Raw genomic sequence first — 17,850 nt, forward strand, 5'->3', positions numbered from 1 at the left:
TTTTTGAGGATACCTCATTTTTTATTCTTTACTTTCAAAAAAGAATTCATATTGTATTTTATATAATTCATCATCCGTTGGTTCTTCAAGAGGTGTTGCTTGTAATACAACCGTATACTCACCATTTGGAATAGGAATTTGAAATTTATTTGAAAGAATACTTGCTACAACGATACATTCATTTTCAACTGTAAAAGGAACTGTAACCGTTCTAATTACTTCTTCTTTCTCAATATGTTTCCCTAGGGTCACTTTTACTTCACAAGTATAATCAGAAAGTGCTTCAAAAATAACAGTTCCATCTGCCTTCGCATAACCTCTTTCAAAATCTTCATCCGTCCAGTCAACGTAAGGTTGATCACCGTCATAGTTCATCAACATTAATTGCGAATACGAAATTGTTAACTCCATCGTTCCCTTCTCCTTCATTATGAAATATGCAACTACTACTTTACGTCAAATTTCACACGCGTACCATCTGGGTATTTATCTAACTTATTTCCTACCCAAGAGCCTGCTCCGCGGTTATCGGCTGGACTTATATATTCAATATGCGCTCCTTTTCCGCCTTCTTTACACATCGCCATTGGCCATTCATCACGATCATACCCTTTTTTTGATGGGTATGGAGCTAACGATAATTTTCTTCTATCCGCAGCACCACCACGGTCGATTGTACAAACTTCTGAATGTCCTTCTTTTATAGCATCCGTAATATGTTTCCCTGTCTCTGGATATCGATCTTTCGGAAATTCTAGAACTTGATCATACGCATTTGTTTTTTTAATACTTGTTTCCTCTGGAACAAGCACTTCATACACCGCTACTACAATAGAAAGAATTGCAATAATTGAAATGATAATACCTTTTAATTGTTTCATGTATACCTCCGTGATTCTACCTGTTTCTTTTCCTCAGTTATCACGCATTAACGAGCAGTAAGACCCCCACCTCAAAATTCAGCGAAAGCAAAGAAGTTAGGTGGGGGATTAACTGTCCGTAAAAGCCCGATTGGTGAGGGCTGATAATCAGTGGTGGATGAACAAAACCCCCACTGATTAAAGTTTCACTTTATTATAACAAACTTATCCTGTATATGTTTTCAGACATTATTTTAGCTCTTCTTCGCCATTCCGCCAAAAACTCTCATTTTTCTTCATCTTTTCACTAATGCTGTAGAAAACTAATAGCCTTCCGACATTCTTTTTCAAAGGAAGTCCTCATAAAAGATTGAAATGATATATACGATACTTTTTGGGGAGGAAATATCATGGAAGCTACCTATAAAACGAAAGATGTGACGAATAAAACAGGCATCCCAAAACATATAGTCCGCAAATATAGTCAACTGTTAGAGGAACATGGTTATATAATTTCCAAAACAGCTGATGCTCGTATTTATAAACTTGATGATTTAAAACTATTGAAATCTATACATGAAAGAGCTGCTACATTGCAGGAAGATATTTCAGAAACGATACCAATTATTTTAAAAGAAAAAGAGGCCCCACCTGTACCAGTTATACAAGATACGCAAGAAATACAACCGAAAGAAAAAGAAGATGGGCGTAACTTCGAGGAGTTCATGTTAAAACTTGAAATGCTCGCTCAACTAAATGAAGCCATTATTCATCAAAATTCTACCCTTATTACCCAAAATCGTTTAAAAGATGAAAAGCTAGATGAGTTGATGCAACAAGTTTATGTAAAAGAAGGATCTCAAGAAAAAATGCTACAAGAGTTAGTGGATCATGCCGCTCAAACAGATGCTCTGCAAAAAGAAAAGATGGACTTATTAATGAATCATATGTATAAACGAGAATCTAAACAAGAAGAAAAAATGAATAAACTCGTAAATCAAATTTATAATAAAGATAGCAACCGTGATGCACAATTTATGCAAGTAATTCGCGAAATTCAAGAAACAAAAAGATTAGTCGCCGCCTCAAAAGAACAAAGCTTTTTCCAATCATTTAGAAGTTTATTTAGCCGAACAAAACAAGAAAAAACAACTGAATAGCATAATATATTTTTTCTAATATAAAATAAAAAGTTACCTTCTATCGGTAACTTTTATTCCTTATTTCTTACAGCTGGCAATATAATAATTGCTTCAGTCCCTTTCCCACTTTCGCTTTTATATTCCAGCGTACCATTATGCGCTTGTAAAATACTAAATGTTACCATTAGTCCTAATCCTGTCCCTTTTTCTTTTAAAGAATAATACGGTTGTCCGAGCCTTGCTAATTGTTCTTTCGTCATCCCAACACCACTGTCTTTAACTCTTATTACAATCGTTTCATCTTTTTGCATAGCCGTTACTTTTAAATATCCTTTATTTCCTTGAATTGCTTCAATACCATTTTTAACAACATTCATAATAGCTTGCTTCAATTTCGTTTTATCACCGATCGTATAAAGACTTTCAGAAATCTCAACTTGCAAATATACACCTTGCATCGCTGCAAATGATGACATAAGAGTTGTCATTTCTATTAATTGAGCGGATAAGCAAATATGTTCTTTTTTCTCAATTTGTGGTCTTGCTAAATTTAAATAATCTGAAATAATTTGTTCTGCCCGGTCCAATTCAGCTAATACGAGACGCATATAATCCTTATTCTTCACATCTTCCGTACTTTCTAGCAATTGAATAAAACCACGAACAACAGTGAGTGGATTTCGAACCTCATGTGCAACACTTGCTGCTAACTCACTTACAATATTAAGTTTCTCTGACTTTTGCATCTCTGTACGTAGTATTGCATTTTCATTTAAATATTCTGTTAAGTACACCTGAAATACCATTGTCATAACCATAATAAGCGAAGCAAATATATATCCGCTATATAAGTGCGAAACATATGGTGTAAATCCCGTTTCTAACAGAACGTTAATCATACCAATCACTAAAGAAACAAGTACGTACAATGATGAAATCATAAATGCTAAAATTAGCTTCTTATCCCTTGAAAATAGAGACCATTTCTTTGATAAAAATAATGGAACTATCAATAGAAATATTACTTCTATGACTGGAAGAAGGTTTATGCCCTTTAGCACCCATTCATAGACAACAAAAATAACGGCCGGGATTAAACCAACAATCCCACCATATAAAAAACCACTAACAATTGGGATTGGGTGAAAGTTATACCCGCAAACGTCCCCAAAACAAATAGAGTATGTCATAGAGAGAACGAGTGTAATGCTAGATAAAAACATAATAAAGTAGCGGTTCGGCTTCGGAGGCATTTCTTGATAACGATTTAAACGAATCGCTTCGTATAAAAATAGTGGCAAAATAATGATGGCAATTTGGATCATTAAATCACGGATAAGCTCCATAGCCTCTCATCCCCTATATGTATTTTGATATGATTATATCATTTTACAGGTTTGTTTGTTTTAAAATTTTGATTTTTCTTAACATATTTGTTAATTCTTTGTTAACAACACATAATAATTGTTACAGATTTTCGAAATGAATGTAAACCCTGTACCAAATTTCTGCCCGGCAGTATACAATGAATACGGATTACAAAGAAAATAAAAAATACTTCATAAGACGGACAACTATAGCAAAATACAGCATATAATCCATACTATCTATGTTTACAAATAAGTGATCATTATTTTAGTAGGAGGAAGATAAATATGGCGGGTACTACGCTTGTTTTAAAAGAAGAAAATTTGGTCGTTCTAGAAAACGTTGAAAAATCAGTGTATGAAGAGTTACAGCATAAAACAGGAGAAGAAAATTGCACATGCGCTGTGAATGAATCAGTTGTTCACCTTGGCAAAGTATCCTCTGTACTTTGGAATGAAGATGAAATAGATTGGGAATACGGATATTAAAAAGTCGCTTACAGCGGCTTTTTTTCTATTATCCCTCTCTTTCTACATACCATATACGCAAGCGAAATGATAGAAAATATGTTAAAATGAACTTAATTTTCAAACGGAAGAAAGGGAGATACAATGGAACAATTCATTAACCCTAGAGTAAAGGACATCCAAATTTCTGGAATCCGTCAATTCTCTAACATGATTCAAAACTATGATAATCTTATCTCTTTAACAATTGGACAACCTGATTTTCCTACACCTTCTCTCGTAAAAGAAGCGGCAAAACGGGCTATTACAGAAAATTATACAAGCTATACACATAACGCTGGTTTACTAGAATTACGCAAGGCAGCTTGTAACTTTGTAAAAGATAACTACGATTTACATTATTTACCTGAAAACGAAACCATCGTTACAATCGGTGCTAGTGAAGCAATTGATGTTGCATTTCGAACGATTTTAGAGCCAGGAACAGAAGTCATCTTACCTGCCCCTATTTATCCAGGGTACGAGCCGATTATTCGATTATGCGGTGCAACCCCTGTATTTATAGATGTTCGTGAAACTGGCTTCCGTTTAACAGCCGATGCACTAAAAAATGCCATTACAGAAAAAACAAGATGCGTCGTACTGCCGTATCCTTCTAATCCAACTGGTGTAACTTTATCAAAAGAAGAACTACAGGATATTGTAAATGTTTTAAAAGATAAAAATATTTTCGTCCTTTCTGATGAAATTTATAGCGAACTTGTATATGAACAAACACATACATCGATCGCTCATTTCCCAGAAATGCGCGAAAAGACTATCGTCATTAACGGTTTATCAAAATCACATTCTATGACTGGCTGGCGTATCGGTCTATTATTCGCACCAAACTATTTAGCTGGGCATATATTAAAAGTTCATCAATACAACGTAACGTGCGCTACTTCAATCGCTCAATATGCTGCAATTGAAGCATTAACAGCTGCTAAAGATGCACCAAAAATGATGCGTCATCAATACAAAAAACGCCGTGATTACGTATATAATAGACTCACTCAAATGGGCTTAACAGTTGAAAAACCAACAGGTGCATTTTACTTATTCCCATATGTTGGTCATTTAACATCTTCATCATTTGATTTTGCACTTGATCTTGTGAAAGAAGCTGGAATTGCCGTCGTTCCCGGAACAGCATTCTCTGAATATGGGGAAGGCTACCTTCGCTTGTCCTATGCGTATAGTATTGAAACTTTAAAAGAAGGCTGTGACCGTTTAGAAGCCTTTCTACAAAAAAAAGCTAAGAGTTAAACTCTTAGCTTTTTTTTGCATAATGATCGCAAGTTTGACGCTTCAATAATTTATGCGGAATAATGATACACTTTGCAGTAGACTCCGCATTCTCAACTTTATCAACTAAAGCTTTTGCTGCCTCATATCCTAGCTGGTATATATTCACATCAACTGTCGAAAGTGGCGGACTCGCAATTTCTGATAATAAAGCATTATTAAAGCTTACAATTGAAACATCCTTCGGTACAACGAATCCTTTTTTAGAAAGTGCACTTAGCACACCAAGTCCAATCAAGTCATCCGTTGCCATAATTGCTGTCGGTGGTTGCTTTAGCGCCATTAATTCCTCCACAGCTTGTTGACCACTCTCTCTTGAGAAATCAAAATGTAAAATATACTCTTTCGGTAATACAATATCTGCTAATTTTAAAGCATCACTCATACCAGCCAAACGATCTCTCGTTACAAGTAAATCTGATCCACCGCCGATGAACGCGATTTGTTTATGACCTAATGAAATCAAATATTCTGCTACTTCTCTTGCAGCTGTATAATTGTCATTATCTACATATGTAATTTCTTCTTTACGATCATATGGTTTCCCGATTAATACGAACGGGAAATTTTGTTTATGTAAATATTGAATAATCCGATCATTCTCTCTTGAATATAAAAGAATAATACCACCAATTTGGCGCCCCTGCACCATCTTTACAACACCATTAAAAATTTCATCTTCCGTTTCACCTGTCGACATATAAAGTGCATACCCTTCCACATGTGCAAACGAACTAATCCCTCTTATAACTTCTGGGAAAAACGGATTTTGAAAAGCTTTACTTGCAGAACTTGGCATAACAAGGCCAAGTGTTTTTGTTGTTTGGTTAGCTAGGTTTCTTGCGTTTAAATTAGGATGATACCCTAGTTCACTCATTACTTTCCGAACACGACGCTTTGTTTTTTCACTTATACTTGGATTATCAGCAATTACACGAGAAACGGTAGATGGTGCTACATTCGCTTTCTTCGCCACATCTTTAATTGTAACTGTCATAAAAATCCCCCTCCTTTCACTTCTCTGCCATTTTATATATTTTCATCTTGCACCCGTTGCAAGTAATAGGGGAAGTCATAAACTTTCATTGATTCTATCTTGTAAAACCTATCATATTCTCCCTCTTCATGTATTGTAAGGGATAGAGCTCTTTTTTCCTATACTATAATATACTATTTATTTCACTTCTTTTCATATGGGATGTCAAATCTCTTTTCATCTCCCTATAAAATGTTTTATAGGAAGATGAAAAGAAAAATGGGACATAATGTCCCATTTTTCATCCTTTCGTACCTCCAGCAGTTAAACCAGAGATAAAGTATTTTTGTAGTGATAGGAATAAAATTGAAATTGGGATTGCAATCAATACGGAACCCGCTGCGAACGTTGTAAATTCATTCCCAAATTTCTTCGCCACCATTTCATATAATCCAACTGCTAACGTATAATTTTCTGGTGTGCGCAAAATAATACTCGCTAAAATAAAATCTGTAAATGGGCCGATGAAAGTAAATAACGCTACAACCGCTACGATTGGCTTTGCAAGTGGCATAATGATTTGCCAAAAAATACGGAAATGTCCTGCTCCATCCATACGAGCTGACTCATCCAATTCTTTCGGGATCGTATCAAAATACCCTTTCATAAGCCATGTATTCATTGGAATTGCCCCGCCTACATAAATTAAAATTAACGCAAGGTGCGTATCAATTAATCCTGTTAACTGTGCTAATACGTATAAAGCGATTAACGCTGCAAAGTTTGGAATCATTTGCAAAATTAAAAATGTTAACAAACCATTTTTTCTTCCAACAAAACGGTATCTCGAAAATGCATAAGCAGTAAAACTAATTGCTAACACTGAAAAAATCATCGTTAAAACACTTACTTTTAATGTGTTTTTATACCATAGTAAATAATTACTATTCTCTAAATCTAATAACTTACGATAATGATCTAGCGTTGCATTTTGCGGAATAATACTTGATCCAGATAAACTATCACCCGGATTAAACGATGAGCCAATAATCCATAATAATGGATAGAAAATGATGGCACACATTACGAAAATAACGAGATAACTTAATGAGAGACGTAACATCTTTTGTCTTTTAATATTCATTTACATCATATCCTCTTCTTGGAATGATTTTGTTCTCTTAAATTGCCATAACGCAACTGTAATAACGATTAACGATAAGATCATTGTAAGAGCTGCTGCTTTTCCGTACTGCGCGGAAGTCATCGTTAACTTATAAATCCATGAAATTAAAATATCTGTTCCACCTGCGTCTTGTCCAGCTACAGCAGGACCTCCGCCGTTAAATAGATAGATGATACTAAAGTTATTAAAGTTAAACGTATATTGCGTAATTAATATTGGTGCTGTTGCATATAGAACAAGTGGCAATGTAATTTTACGAAACTGTTGCCAAGCTGTAGCTCCATCTACTGTAGCCGCTTCGTATAATTCTCCTGGAATCGATTGCAGTATACCTGTTGTCATTGCAAAGACGAACGGGAATCCAAGCCACGTTTGAATCATAATTAAAGCAATCTTCGCCCAAAATGGATCTGTCATCCAAGCAATCTTTTCAATTCCGAATAAAGCTAATACTTGATTGTTAATTGCTCCAAATGTTTCATTAAACATACCAGAGAAAACAAGAATAGATACGAATGCTGGGACCGCCCACGGTAAAATGAAGATTGTTCGAATAATCGCCTTCCCTTTAATACCAGGCTGATTTACGATAATCGCTAAGAAAATACCAAGCGCAACTTGTAATGTCGTTGCAACGAATGTCCAAATGACAGTCCAAGAAAATACACTTAAAAAAGTTTCTCTCCACATCGGTAATGTAAAGATATCAATAAAGTTTTTAAACCCTACCCAATCTACTAATTTAGCTGGAGGAGAATGATATAAATCATAGTTCGTAAATCCAATTAAAATTACGAAAATGATTGGAAATACAACGACAAAGATAAGTAATAAAAACCCTGGTGAAACCATTAAATACGGAAAACCTTGGTCTAGTAAATTACGGTATTGCTCTTTTACAGAGTTTAACGGTGTTCCTATATCCCGTTTCTTTCCATTTTGGTATGCATCATATAAATTAAATGCATATATTCCGAGTCCAAACACGATGACAATGAGTGCCAAGATTCCTTCTACTAATAGAAAGACAGAATGGTCACGTGGAACTTCTGTACCAAGCGTTACAATTCCCCATAATCCCATATTTAATAAATCCGCAAAGGCTACAATAAATGAACCTGTTAATACTAGAAAAATAAGACCTTTTACAAATTGTTTATTATACATTTGGCCCACGCCTGGAATGATTGATAACATGGTTGCCATTTTCCTATGTTTTGAACCTTTTAAGCCGTTTGCTGGTTCCATAGATGTTTGCATGTTCCTTCCCCCTTTTTTCTTGGGAGAGAATTCGTGCCCCTCATATTAGAGACACGAATTTCACCTTATTTTTTCTTACTATGATTTGCCTCAATATTACCTTTAATTTGCTTCACTGCATTATCAAGTGCTGCCTTTGGTGCCTCTTTATCCGTAACAACTAATTGAAGCGCATCTCCAGCTGGTTTCCACACTTCTTGCATTTCTGGAATGTTTGGCATTGGAATTCCATTTTCAGATTGTGTTGCAACTGCTTTTGCAGCTTCGTTATCTTTAATAATTGGATCTTCCATTACTGCTTTTACTGGAGGAATTTCTTTCGTCTTCTCAAATCGAATTTTTGCGTTTTCTTCATTCGTTACCCATTCAGTGAACTTTGTAGCTAAATCATTTTGTTTAGAGAAACTTGTTACATGCCATCCTTTAACCCCAACAAACGTTTTCATTGGTTGACCATTTGGTAATTTCGGCATTGGAGCAACGCCATAATCAATTCCGTTCTTTTCCATTGCTTGGAACGCCCAAGGTCCGTTCATGATAGATGCTGCTTTTCCTTCATTAAATAGCCCATCAGCAGCAGGTCCACCAGATTCACCGATAATACCTTTCGGGAATAACTTTTCTTTGTACCATTTTTGAAGATACTCAGCACCTTGTACTGCTCCGCTATTATTTAATCCAACATCACTTGCATTTGGCTTTCCATCTTTTTCACCAAACACATAACCACCCATACCTGCCATGAATGCATTAGCAAAGTAGAAGTTATCTCCTAATGCTAAAAATCCGTACTTGCCATCTTTCGTAAATTCTTTTGAGAAGTTAAACAGCTCGTCCATCGTTTCTGGTGCTTTTGGCATTAGTTTTTTATTGTAAATAAAGACTGGTGTCTCAATTGCTTTTGGTAAACCATATAATTTTCCGTTATATGTCTGTGCTTCTATTGATGAATCAGTAAATTTACTCTTTATAGAATCATCAGCTTTCACTTCAGAAAGTAAACCTTCTGTTACTGCATTTCCGATTTGATCATGTGGCAATGTTACAACATCTGGTCCCGTCCCCGCTGGTCCATCAAGGCGTAACTTCTTCACTTGATCTGTCATTTGCATTTCAACAACTTTTACTTTTACTTTATATTTTTCCTCAAAGCTTTTCACTGCTGGTTCCAAACCAACACCTTTTTTATCATCTTCCCAAACGAGTAGATCGTAATCTTTCTTTGCTTTACTTTCTTCTTTTTCCCCTGAATCTTTCGGTCCACATGCAGATAACATACCAATTGATAATGCTGAAACCGTTAATAATGATAATGCTTTCTTCATCCCAAAAACCTCCCTGAATTGTATATGTACCTTACTAATTGAAAACGTTTGCATTGAATAGTTTAATAGAAGCGCAAACAATATCTCAATCTATGAAAACGTTTGCGCTATTTGTCTATCATTATACATTCTTTTATTCATTTTGCAAATATTAATTTTAAAATATTATTGCTACACTCTTTATAGATTGACTTTATACGAAATGAATACTACTCTTATAAGCAATATTAAAGCTATGCAAAAAGCAATCGTTTGCAACATATGCTTTATTATTATACTTAAGGGAACAATATGCATAGAGATAGTAAAGGGGGATTTTTTATATGCTTAAAGACGCCATCTATCATAGGCCAAAAGATAATTACGCATACGCTTACGATGAAAAAACGATTCACATCCGAATACGTACGAAAAGAGACGATGTTCAAAGTACCACTCTTATTTATGGTGATCCTTATGAATGGACAGACGGGAAGTGGATTTCTTCAAGTGCACCGATGAAAAAAACTGGTTCTACTGCATTATTTGATTATTGGTCCATTTCCATCGAACCAAAATTTAAGCGCTTACGTTACGGATTTGAATTAAAAGCGGAGACAGAAACACTTATTTATGCAGAACGTGGATTTTTTTCCAACATTCCAAATGATGATGTTGGTAACTTTTTCTGTTTTCCATTTATTCATGCAAATGATGTATTCAAAGCACCTTCCTGGATTAAAGATACTGTTTGGTATCAAATTTTCCCAGAACGGTTCGCTAATGGAGATCGTACGCTGAATCCAGAAAACACCCTTCCTTGGGGAAGCGCTGAACCAACTCCAACTAATTTTTTCGGCGGAGATTTTGCTGGTATTATTCAAAACCTCGATTACCTTGTTAAGCTTGGAATTTCGGGAATATATTTCACACCTATTTTCAAAGCACATTCAAATCATAAATATGACACAATTGACTACATGGAAATCGATCCGCAATTTGGCACAAAAGAAACATTCAAAGAACTCGTTCAAGCATGTCATACACATGGTATAAAAGTAATGCTCGATGCCGTATTCAATCACAGTGGATACTTTTTCGATAAATTTCAAGACGTACTAGAAAATGGTGAACAGTCAGCATATAAAGAATGGTTTCATATTCATGAGTTCCCAATTAAAACTGAGCCACTTCCGAATTATGATACTTTCGCGTTTACACCGTATATGCCGAAATTAAACACTGCACACCCGGATGTAAAAGAATACTTACTTGAAGTAGGGCGTTATTGGGTAAAAGAATTCAATATAGACGGGTGGCGCCTTGATGTAGCAAATGAAGTCGACCATAACTTTTGGAGAGAATTCCGAAGGGAGATAAAAGCATTAAATTCTGAAGTATATATTTTAGGAGAAATTTGGCACGATGCACTTCCTTGGCTACAAGGAGATCAATTTGATGCTGTAATGAGCTATCCGGTTACAAACGCTCTACTGTCTTACTTTGCTAACGATTCCATTAAGGCAAATGAATTCATGAAACAAATTATAGAATCTCTACATTCCTACTCTATGAATGTAAATGAAGCAGCATTTCATTTATTAGACAGCCATGATACACCAAGAATATTGACAACATGTAACGGAGATAAAAATAAGTTAAAGTTACTTTATGTATTCCACCTTTCTTTCATCGGCTCTCCTTGTATTTATTATGGAGACGAAATTGGTATGGACGGCGGTATGGACCCAGATTGCCGCAAATGTATGGTTTGGGATACGAAAGAACAAGATCATCTATTATTTACACATGTACAAACATTAATTTCGTTACGAAAGCAATATAAAGCATTTGGAGGACATGGTACTTTCCAATTCATTGAAGCAAATGATGAACATAATTATATTTCTTATACAAAAACATATAAAGATGAAACTATCTTTTTCGTTTTAAATCCGACTAATAGTGATATTACAGCTTCACTGCCTCTCCATGTTACTGGAAAGAAAATCATTAATATTTATACAAACGAAGAATTTTCAGCGGAAGCAAGTGTATTACAAGTTACACTTCCTCCATATGGATTCTCCATATTAAAATGGTAATCAAAAAAATCCTTATACCAAAGTGGTATAAGGATTTTTCTTATTTCAATTTGAACACCATTGCTTCATACGGACGTAATGGTATGTTTTCTATCGGTCCATTCTCTACGTCGTAATTGTGTATAAATAACTCTGCTTCACTATAAGTAATGTCCTCAGGCAATTCAAATACACATTCTTCTGCAGTAAAGTTTGCAATAACAAGAAGTTTTTCTTCCCCATACGTTCTTACATATGCAAAAATAGATGGATTATTCTCCAATATTAAATCATATGATCCATACACAACTATTTCATTATTTTTACGTAACTCAATTAATTTTTTATAATAATAAAAAATTGAATCTTTATTTTGGATCGCTTGTTTCACATTAATTTCTTTGTAGTTAGGGTTTACTGTAATCCAAGGTTCACCTGTTGTAAATCCAGCGTGATCTTTATCATCCCACTGCATCGGAGTTCTAGCATTATCACGACCCTTTATATAAATAGATTCCATTATTTTTTCTATATCTTCACCACGGTCTATCACTTTTTCTTTATACATATTTAACGTTTCAATATCTCGATATTCATCAATCGACTCAAATCGGACGTTTGTCATTCCAATTTCTTCTCCTTGATAAATATACGGTGTTCCTTTCATCATATGAAGCACCGTCGCTAACATTTTCGCAGATTCAATGCGATACATTCCATCATTACCAAAACGAGATACAACGCGAGGCTGATCATGGTTATTCCAATACAGGCTATTCCAGCCTGTATGTTCTAATGCTTTTTGCCACTTCGTTAAATTCTCTTTTAAAGTAAGGAGTGAACATAGTTTTACATCCCATTTTCCGCCTTCTCCTGAGTCTAAATCCATATGTTCAAATTGGAATACCATCTGCAGTTCTTTTCGTTCTTCCCCGGTATACAATTTCGCTTCTTCTGTCGTTACACCAGGCATTTCACCAACCGTCATAATATCATAATGAGACAATACTTCTTCATTCATTTCATGTAAATATTTATGAATGTTTGGACCGTTCATAAAATGCTTATGACCTGAAACATACCCCTCTTCTTCTGTTTCAACAGCTGGTAATCCCTCTTCTTTAGAAATAAAATTAATAACATCCATACGGAAGCCATCAATTCCTTTTTCTAACCAAAACTTCATCATTTCATAAACATCTTGCCTTACCTTTTCATTATCCCAATTTAAATCTGGCTGTTTTTTAGAAAACAGATGTAAATAATATTCATCTGTCATTTCATCATACTGCCATGCTGATCCACTAAACGCTGCTCCCCAGTTATTCGGCTCTTTTCCTTCTTTTCCAGGGCGCCATATATAGTAATCTCTATATTTATTATCTTTTGATTTACGTGATTCAATAAACCAATTATGTTCATCAGAAGTATGATTCACAACTAAGTCCATCATAAGTTTCATATTACGTTCATGCATTTCATGTAATAGCTCATCCCAATCTTCCATTGTTCCGAACTCATTCATAATTTTACAATAATCACTTATATCATAACCATTATCATCATTTGGAGATTCATAGACTGGTGATAACCAAATTACATCAATCCCTAATTCTTTTAAGTAATCTAACTTTGAAATAATACCGCGAAGATCCCCGATACCATCACCGTTGCTATCCATAAAGCTACGAGGATAAATTTGATATACTACACTTTCTTTCCACCACTGTTTTTCCATTATGCTACCCCATTTCATTCATAATTCGATTTTCTCTTTTTTAAGGCGCAAACGTTTTCATTAATGAATGATAACAGATTCTATCTTAATTTAAAATAGCGCTTACAACTTTTATTCTTATTTTTCTAAGAAAACATACGAAATTTACTAATATTCTTCCAATTTATGAAAACGTTTTATTTTTTTGTTTATTTTTTGAATCTATTCGTTTATAATGAACTCAAAGAAAACGTTTGCATAATTATTTCTAGGGGGAAATACCATGGCAGAACTGAAATTAGAAAACATTTATAAAATATATGATAATAACGTAACAGCTGTAACAGACTTCAATTTACACATTCAAGATAAAGAATTTATCGTATTTGTCGGTCCTTCTGGATGCGGAAAATCTACAACATTGCGAATGGTGGCTGGACTTGAAGACATTTCAAAAGGAGAGTTTTCAATTGATGGTAAGCTAATGAATGATGTCCCTCCAAAAGATCGCGATATCGCAATGGTCTTCCAAAACTATGCTCTATATCCACATATGAGTGTATATGATAATATGGCATTTGGATTAAAACTTAGAAAAATACCAAAAGATGAAATTGATCGTCGTGTGAAAGATGCAGCAAAAATTTTAGGACTGGAACAATATTTAGATAGAAAACCGAAAGCATTATCTGGTGGACAACGTCAACGTGTTGCGTTAGGGAGAGCAATCGTTCGAGACGCGAAAGTGTTCTTAATGGATGAGCCATTATCTAACTTAGACGCTAAATTACGTGTTGCAATGCGCTCAGAAATTTCTAAGTTACACCACCGCCTTGGAACAACAACAATTTATGTAACGCATGATCAAACTGAAGCGATGACAATGGCTTCTCGTCTTGTTGTTATGAAAGACGGAAAAATTCAACAAATCGGTACTCCAAAAGAAGTATATGAAACACCTGAAAACATTTTTGTTGGTGGATTTATCGGCTCTCCAGCGATGAATTTCTTCCGTGGTAAATTAACTGAAACCGATTTCGTTATAGACAATGCTGCAAAAATTAAAGTAACTGAAGGAAAAATGAAGATATTACGTGAACAAGGCTATGTAAATAAAGACATTGTTTTAGGTATTCGTCCTGAGGACATTCATGATGAACTATTATTTTTAGAAGCTTCACAATCTACTGCCTTCACAACAAAAATTGAAGTTGCTGAGTTATTAGGTGCTGAATCTATTTTATATATGAAACTTGGAAATCAAGATTTTGCAGCACGTGTTGATGCAAGACATACATTTTCACCTGGTGACCAAATTAAACTAGCATTTGATATGAATAAAGCGCATTTCTTTGATAGTCAAACCGAACAACGCATTCGTTAAAAAATAATTTTCATACAAAAAAACCGTCCACATATATTGAGGGCGGTTTTCACTATTATACGAGGGCTTCTACTGTATGAAATGATTGTCCTTTCGTGCTAATAATACCGAAAATCGGTAAGTCACTTAGCACCACTTCTTCTTGCTGTTTCATAAAAGATGACGTTAATTGTTTTATCTCTATCCATACGTCATTAATACAAAGTACATTGGAATCGTTCTCTTGTTGGCGTGAAAATATAGAATCTATTTTATATAAACCAGCATTTTGAAAAAGCATATCAATGCGACTGAATGCATTCAAAGTAATGCTGATTACGCGTTGCCAATCTCCTTGTTTTTCCATATCATAGGATACAAAAAGTGCTTCTCCGCCTAGATTCGTAATTTCCTCCACTGTTGCTTGTCCACTTTCTTGATCGATGTCCGTCACAATTACTTTTGCGCCTTGTTTAGCCAACAAAAGAGCTGTATTACGTCCAATACCGATGCCACCGCCAGTTACGATAGCAACTTTTCCTGCAAGCTTCATTTTCATTACCCCTTCTATAAGTCTTACCGTCATTCAGTATACTCCTTTATGAGATTAGTCTGCAAGCAAGAAAAGTTGCTTATTCATTTGTAAGCGGTTACTTTTTTACTCCTTCTTTTTTCTTACTATTACGCTGATCGAAAACTAAACCGATGAAAATTAAAATCCCCCAAAAGATTACGCTACCTCCAGTCATTTCAATTTCCCCCTTATTATATAAACATATTATTTTAATCATTATAACATTTTCTTAATTTTCAATCTATTAAATTCGAAAATGATATAGATTAACTTTTCCCTATTATATATCCATTAAAATATATTTGTATAACAAAAAGAGACCTTTTTATATAAAAAGGTCTCTTTTTGTTATACAAGACTTATCACTTTCGTTTTTGTAATTAAATCCTGAAAACCACAATTATCTTTGCGGAATAACATCATATATACGTTACATAATATCGGAATTCCAAGTAGTAATATGTTCGGTAATAACAATACAAAAAATCGAATCGTTAATGTTTGTAATGTTAACTTTTCACTCTTCAATGAAATTAATTTTATTCTCGTTACCTTTTTACCAAGTGTTACACCGTTCCAAATAAAGGGTAGCAAAATAAAATATATCGCCATTAATATAAAAACTACTGCAAGATCATATCTATAATCGCCAAAACTAATATTAAAGCGATTAAAAATAGCACTATAATTTCCAGTCATAACAGCTACTACTGCACCATACATAACCGAGATTAAAAACATGTCAATTAGGGAAGCACCTATGCGATTCATTACAAGCGCTGGACGATGCATCTTTAACTTCATTTTTATGTCGACTCCTTCATATCCTTCTTTACCCGTCTCATCGTACCACTTCTAAAAAACATTGTAAACTAGCGTTTCTCCTACTTTTCTTGTACAATGTGTTACAACAGCATTGTAAAGGAGGTTCCCATATTGAAAAAATGGATAATCCTATTCGTCGCATTCCTATTAGCCGGTTGTGCTGGAAATACAAATCATATAACATATACGATTAACGATGAATACGAACTCATACGTACTTCTGGAAATGCATTTGAACTTTTCCCCACGCAAGATGCTGTATACGCCACACAATACATTCCTGCAAAAATTACAGACATAGCCTGGGATGATAAATACATTATTGCAAAACAAACTGAGGAAAAGTCAGATCCGAATAATCCTGACGCAGCAATTGCAAATAAAAAAAGCGAGCATTATTGGATTATTGACGTAAAGCATAATAAACGTTTTGGCCCCTATAATGAAAAGCAATTTAATGAGCAAAAAGATGCGTTTAAAATTAAGGTGCCTTTTCAAAGTGTAGATTCATACATAAAAGAACAGAAAAAACAGTCAGCATAATAGTTTGAGCGCTGACTGTTTTTTCTTGCATATATTTAAAAACAACTTACTCAGAAAGTGAGATGTTAAAAGTTTGTGGCTCTTTTACAACATCTTGCGTTTCTGTATCTGCTGCAATTACATTATCTGTTGTAAATTTAATATCCTTTACCTTTTCTTTTCCATCATCAAGTATTAGGCCGATAATACCATCTCTTGTTTCACCAGGCTTATAGTCTTCCCTTGATACATTTTTTGTACCAACGAGCGTATCTTCATCATATAAAAAGTTTTGCGTTGCTACTTTAAAATGTTGTTTATCATTAATCGCAACATCATTCATAGAGAAAAATTGTATATTTTTATTCCCGCTATTTTCCACCTTATATGTAATTTCAACGTAACGAATCGTATCACTAATCTCTGTACCACTTAGCGATGCATATAACTCCGCATCTTCTTGACTGACTTTATCTCCTAATCTACGCTTTACTTCTTCAGGAGTTAATGCCGTATATACTTTTAATGTATTTTTTGCATCTTTACTCATCTGCGATAAAGAGATTACTTTCACATCTTGTACGTGAATTTTCATTGGTGCTACTTCAAATGTTTGATTCACAGAATGAATTTGTTCTAATTTAAAAGTACCCCATCCTGTTTCTTTCACTTTTTGTCCTACTTTTTTCAGCTCACGCCCACCATATTCTTTTGTTTCAGGAATAGATTCTTTCTTCTTCGGTTCAGCTTTCTTTTCTTCTTGATGGAAGCAACCACTTAACATAAGAAGAAAACTACATAAAACAAAAATACTTTTCCATGCTTTCATCATATAATTTCTCCTAACACTATCAT

18 protein-coding genes are annotated in these 17,850 nt (G+C 34.5%); 6 read left to right on the plus strand and 12 right to left on the minus strand.

The window, feature by feature from the left end; genetic code table 11:
* Positions 1 to 21 precede the first annotated feature (21 nt).
* Both comJ and nucA read right to left on the minus strand, forming a co-directional pair.
* A complete protein-coding gene (gene comJ / locus MR083_RS06505; RefSeq protein ID WP_000424014.1) occupies positions 22 to 411 on the minus strand; it encodes a competence protein ComJ in 390 nt (129 codons plus the stop codon).
* Between the two features lie 35 nt (positions 412 to 446).
* On the minus strand, positions 447 to 881 hold the full coding sequence (nucA, locus tag MR083_RS06510; protein ID WP_000811499.1) for a DNA-entry nuclease: 435 nt from the start codon (positions 879 to 881) through the stop codon (positions 447 to 449).
* Positions 882 to 1,270: 389 nt separating this feature from the next.
* Between nucA and MR083_RS06515 the strand changes: the two genes are divergently transcribed.
* On the plus strand, positions 1,271 to 2,020 hold the full coding sequence (locus MR083_RS06515; protein ID WP_242268746.1) for a DUF3967 domain-containing protein: 750 nt from the start codon (positions 1,271 to 1,273) through the stop codon (positions 2,018 to 2,020).
* Between the two features lie 53 nt (positions 2,021 to 2,073).
* Here the strand turns inward: MR083_RS06515 and kinB are convergent, their stop codons facing one another.
* Positions 2,074 to 3,348, minus strand: coding sequence for a sporulation sensor histidine kinase KinB (kinB, locus tag MR083_RS06520; RefSeq protein WP_000420388.1), 1,275 nt, complete (start codon positions 3,346 to 3,348; stop codon positions 2,074 to 2,076).
* Between the two features lie 309 nt (positions 3,349 to 3,657).
* On the opposite strand from kinB, the gene MR083_RS06525 reads away from it, so the two are divergent.
* On the plus strand, positions 3,658 to 3,858 hold the full coding sequence (locus MR083_RS06525) for a hypothetical protein (RefSeq protein WP_000929285.1): 201 nt from the start codon (positions 3,658 to 3,660) through the stop codon (positions 3,856 to 3,858).
* 123 nt (positions 3,859 to 3,981) lie between these two features.
* Positions 3,982 to 5,145, plus strand: a complete 1,164-nt coding sequence (locus tag MR083_RS06530) for an aminotransferase A (RefSeq protein WP_242268748.1) — start codon at positions 3,982 to 3,984, stop codon at positions 5,143 to 5,145.
* A 4-nt stretch (positions 5,146 to 5,149) separates the two neighbouring features.
* Here MR083_RS06530 and malR read toward each other — a convergent pair whose 3' ends face one another.
* The 4 genes from malR to MR083_RS06550 all read right to left on the minus strand — a co-directional run bounded on the left by malR (position 5,150) and on the right by MR083_RS06550 (position 9,931).
* Positions 5,150 to 6,181 (minus strand): maltose operon transcriptional repressor MalR, encoded by a 1,032-nt coding sequence (gene malR / locus MR083_RS06535; RefSeq protein WP_000219039.1) that lies wholly within the window; start codon positions 6,179 to 6,181, stop codon positions 5,150 to 5,152.
* Positions 6,182 to 6,461: 280 nt separating this feature from the next.
* A complete protein-coding gene (malD, locus tag MR083_RS06540) occupies positions 6,462 to 7,304 on the minus strand; it encodes a maltosaccharide ABC transporter permease MalD (RefSeq protein WP_001022608.1) in 843 nt (280 codons plus the stop codon).
* Positions 7,305 to 8,606: a maltosaccharide ABC transporter permease MalC gene (gene malC, locus MR083_RS06545; RefSeq protein ID WP_242268750.1), complete on the minus strand. Its 1,302-nt coding sequence runs from the start codon at positions 8,604 to 8,606 to the stop codon at positions 7,305 to 7,307.
* A gap of 65 nt (positions 8,607 to 8,671) precedes the next feature.
* Positions 8,672 to 9,931, minus strand: coding sequence for an extracellular solute-binding protein (locus MR083_RS06550; RefSeq protein ID WP_242268752.1), 1,260 nt, complete (start codon positions 9,929 to 9,931; stop codon positions 8,672 to 8,674).
* Between the two features lie 323 nt (positions 9,932 to 10,254).
* On the opposite strand from MR083_RS06550, the gene MR083_RS06555 reads away from it, so the two are divergent.
* Complete coding sequence (locus MR083_RS06555) at positions 10,255 to 12,015, plus strand: alpha-glycosidase (RefSeq protein WP_242268754.1); 1,761 nt, start codon at positions 10,255 to 10,257, stop codon at positions 12,013 to 12,015.
* Between the two features lie 40 nt (positions 12,016 to 12,055).
* Here the strand turns inward: MR083_RS06555 and malL are convergent, their stop codons facing one another.
* Positions 12,056 to 13,732, minus strand: coding sequence for an oligo-1,6-glucosidase (malL, locus tag MR083_RS06560; protein ID WP_242268756.1), 1,677 nt, complete (start codon positions 13,730 to 13,732; stop codon positions 12,056 to 12,058).
* Between the two features lie 262 nt (positions 13,733 to 13,994).
* Between malL and MR083_RS06565 the strand changes: the two genes are divergently transcribed.
* Complete coding sequence (locus MR083_RS06565; RefSeq protein ID WP_000818924.1) at positions 13,995 to 15,095, plus strand: ABC transporter ATP-binding protein; 1,101 nt, start codon at positions 13,995 to 13,997, stop codon at positions 15,093 to 15,095.
* A 55-nt stretch (positions 15,096 to 15,150) separates the two neighbouring features.
* Here the strand turns inward: MR083_RS06565 and MR083_RS06570 are convergent, their stop codons facing one another.
* The 3 genes from MR083_RS06570 to MR083_RS06580 all read right to left on the minus strand — a co-directional run bounded on the left by MR083_RS06570 (position 15,151) and on the right by MR083_RS06580 (position 16,452).
* Positions 15,151 to 15,660: an SDR family NAD(P)-dependent oxidoreductase gene (locus MR083_RS06570; RefSeq protein WP_000218418.1), complete on the minus strand. Its 510-nt coding sequence runs from the start codon at positions 15,658 to 15,660 to the stop codon at positions 15,151 to 15,153.
* Positions 15,661 to 15,724: 64 nt separating this feature from the next.
* Positions 15,725 to 15,823, minus strand: coding sequence for a hypothetical protein (locus MR083_RS06575; RefSeq protein ID WP_000145657.1), 99 nt, complete (start codon positions 15,821 to 15,823; stop codon positions 15,725 to 15,727).
* Between the two features lie 173 nt (positions 15,824 to 15,996).
* Positions 15,997 to 16,452 (minus strand): RDD family protein, encoded by a 456-nt coding sequence (locus MR083_RS06580; protein ID WP_000769088.1) that lies wholly within the window; start codon positions 16,450 to 16,452, stop codon positions 15,997 to 15,999.
* Between the two features lie 132 nt (positions 16,453 to 16,584).
* Between MR083_RS06580 and MR083_RS06585 the strand changes: the two genes are divergently transcribed.
* A complete protein-coding gene (locus tag MR083_RS06585) occupies positions 16,585 to 17,016 on the plus strand; it encodes a DUF3997 domain-containing protein (RefSeq protein ID WP_000758784.1) in 432 nt (143 codons plus the stop codon).
* A gap of 46 nt (positions 17,017 to 17,062) precedes the next feature.
* Here the strand turns inward: MR083_RS06585 and MR083_RS06590 are convergent, their stop codons facing one another.
* Entirely contained in the window at positions 17,063 to 17,827 is a 765-nt protein-coding gene (locus tag MR083_RS06590; protein ID WP_000973891.1) for a hypothetical protein, read from the minus strand.
* Positions 17,828 to 17,850: the final 23 nt, after the last annotated feature.

This window comes from Bacillus cereus group sp. BfR-BA-01408 (assembly GCF_022663305.1).
Classification (GTDB): Bacteria; Bacillota; Bacilli; order Bacillales; family Bacillaceae_G; genus Bacillus_A; species Bacillus_A pacificus.

Excerpts from the sequence above, each read along its gene's own strand:
- malR (WP_000219039.1), bottom strand. The coding sequence starts at position 6,181 with ATGACAGTTACAATTAAAGATGTGGCGAAGAAAGCGAATGTAGCACCA.
- MR083_RS06565 (WP_000818924.1), top strand. The coding sequence starts at position 13,995 with ATGGCAGAACTGAAATTAGAAAACATTTATAAAATATATGATAATAAC.
- MR083_RS06525 (WP_000929285.1), top strand. The coding sequence starts at position 3,658 with ATGGCGGGTACTACGCTTGTTTTAAAAGAAGAAAATTTGGTCGTTCTA.
- nucA (WP_000811499.1), bottom strand. The coding sequence starts at position 881 with ATGAAACAATTAAAAGGTATTATCATTTCAATTATTGCAATTCTTTCT.
- malD (WP_001022608.1), bottom strand. The coding sequence starts at position 7,304 with ATGAATATTAAAAGACAAAAGATGTTACGTCTCTCATTAAGTTATCTC.
- MR083_RS06590 (WP_000973891.1), bottom strand. The coding sequence starts at position 17,827 with ATGATGAAAGCATGGAAAAGTATTTTTGTTTTATGTAGTTTTCTTCTT.
- MR083_RS06555 (WP_242268754.1), top strand. The coding sequence starts at position 10,255 with ATGCTTAAAGACGCCATCTATCATAGGCCAAAAGATAATTACGCATAC.
- MR083_RS06580 (WP_000769088.1), bottom strand. The coding sequence starts at position 16,452 with ATGAAGTTAAAGATGCATCGTCCAGCGCTTGTAATGAATCGCATAGGT.
- malL (WP_242268756.1), bottom strand. The coding sequence starts at position 13,732 with ATGGAAAAACAGTGGTGGAAAGAAAGTGTAGTATATCAAATTTATCCT.
- MR083_RS06570 (WP_000218418.1), bottom strand. The coding sequence starts at position 15,660 with ATGACGGTAAGACTTATAGAAGGGGTAATGAAAATGAAGCTTGCAGGA.
- comJ (WP_000424014.1), bottom strand. The coding sequence starts at position 411 with ATGGAGTTAACAATTTCGTATTCGCAATTAATGTTGATGAACTATGAC.
- malC (WP_242268750.1), bottom strand. The coding sequence starts at position 8,606 with ATGCAAACATCTATGGAACCAGCAAACGGCTTAAAAGGTTCAAAACAT.
- MR083_RS06575 (WP_000145657.1), bottom strand. The coding sequence starts at position 15,823 with ATGACTGGAGGTAGCGTAATCTTTTGGGGGATTTTAATTTTCATCGGT.
- MR083_RS06530 (WP_242268748.1), top strand. The coding sequence starts at position 3,982 with ATGGAACAATTCATTAACCCTAGAGTAAAGGACATCCAAATTTCTGGA.
- MR083_RS06515 (WP_242268746.1), top strand. The coding sequence starts at position 1,271 with ATGGAAGCTACCTATAAAACGAAAGATGTGACGAATAAAACAGGCATC.
- kinB (WP_000420388.1), bottom strand. The coding sequence starts at position 3,348 with ATGGAGCTTATCCGTGATTTAATGATCCAAATTGCCATCATTATTTTG.
- MR083_RS06550 (WP_242268752.1), bottom strand. The coding sequence starts at position 9,931 with ATGAAGAAAGCATTATCATTATTAACGGTTTCAGCATTATCAATTGGT.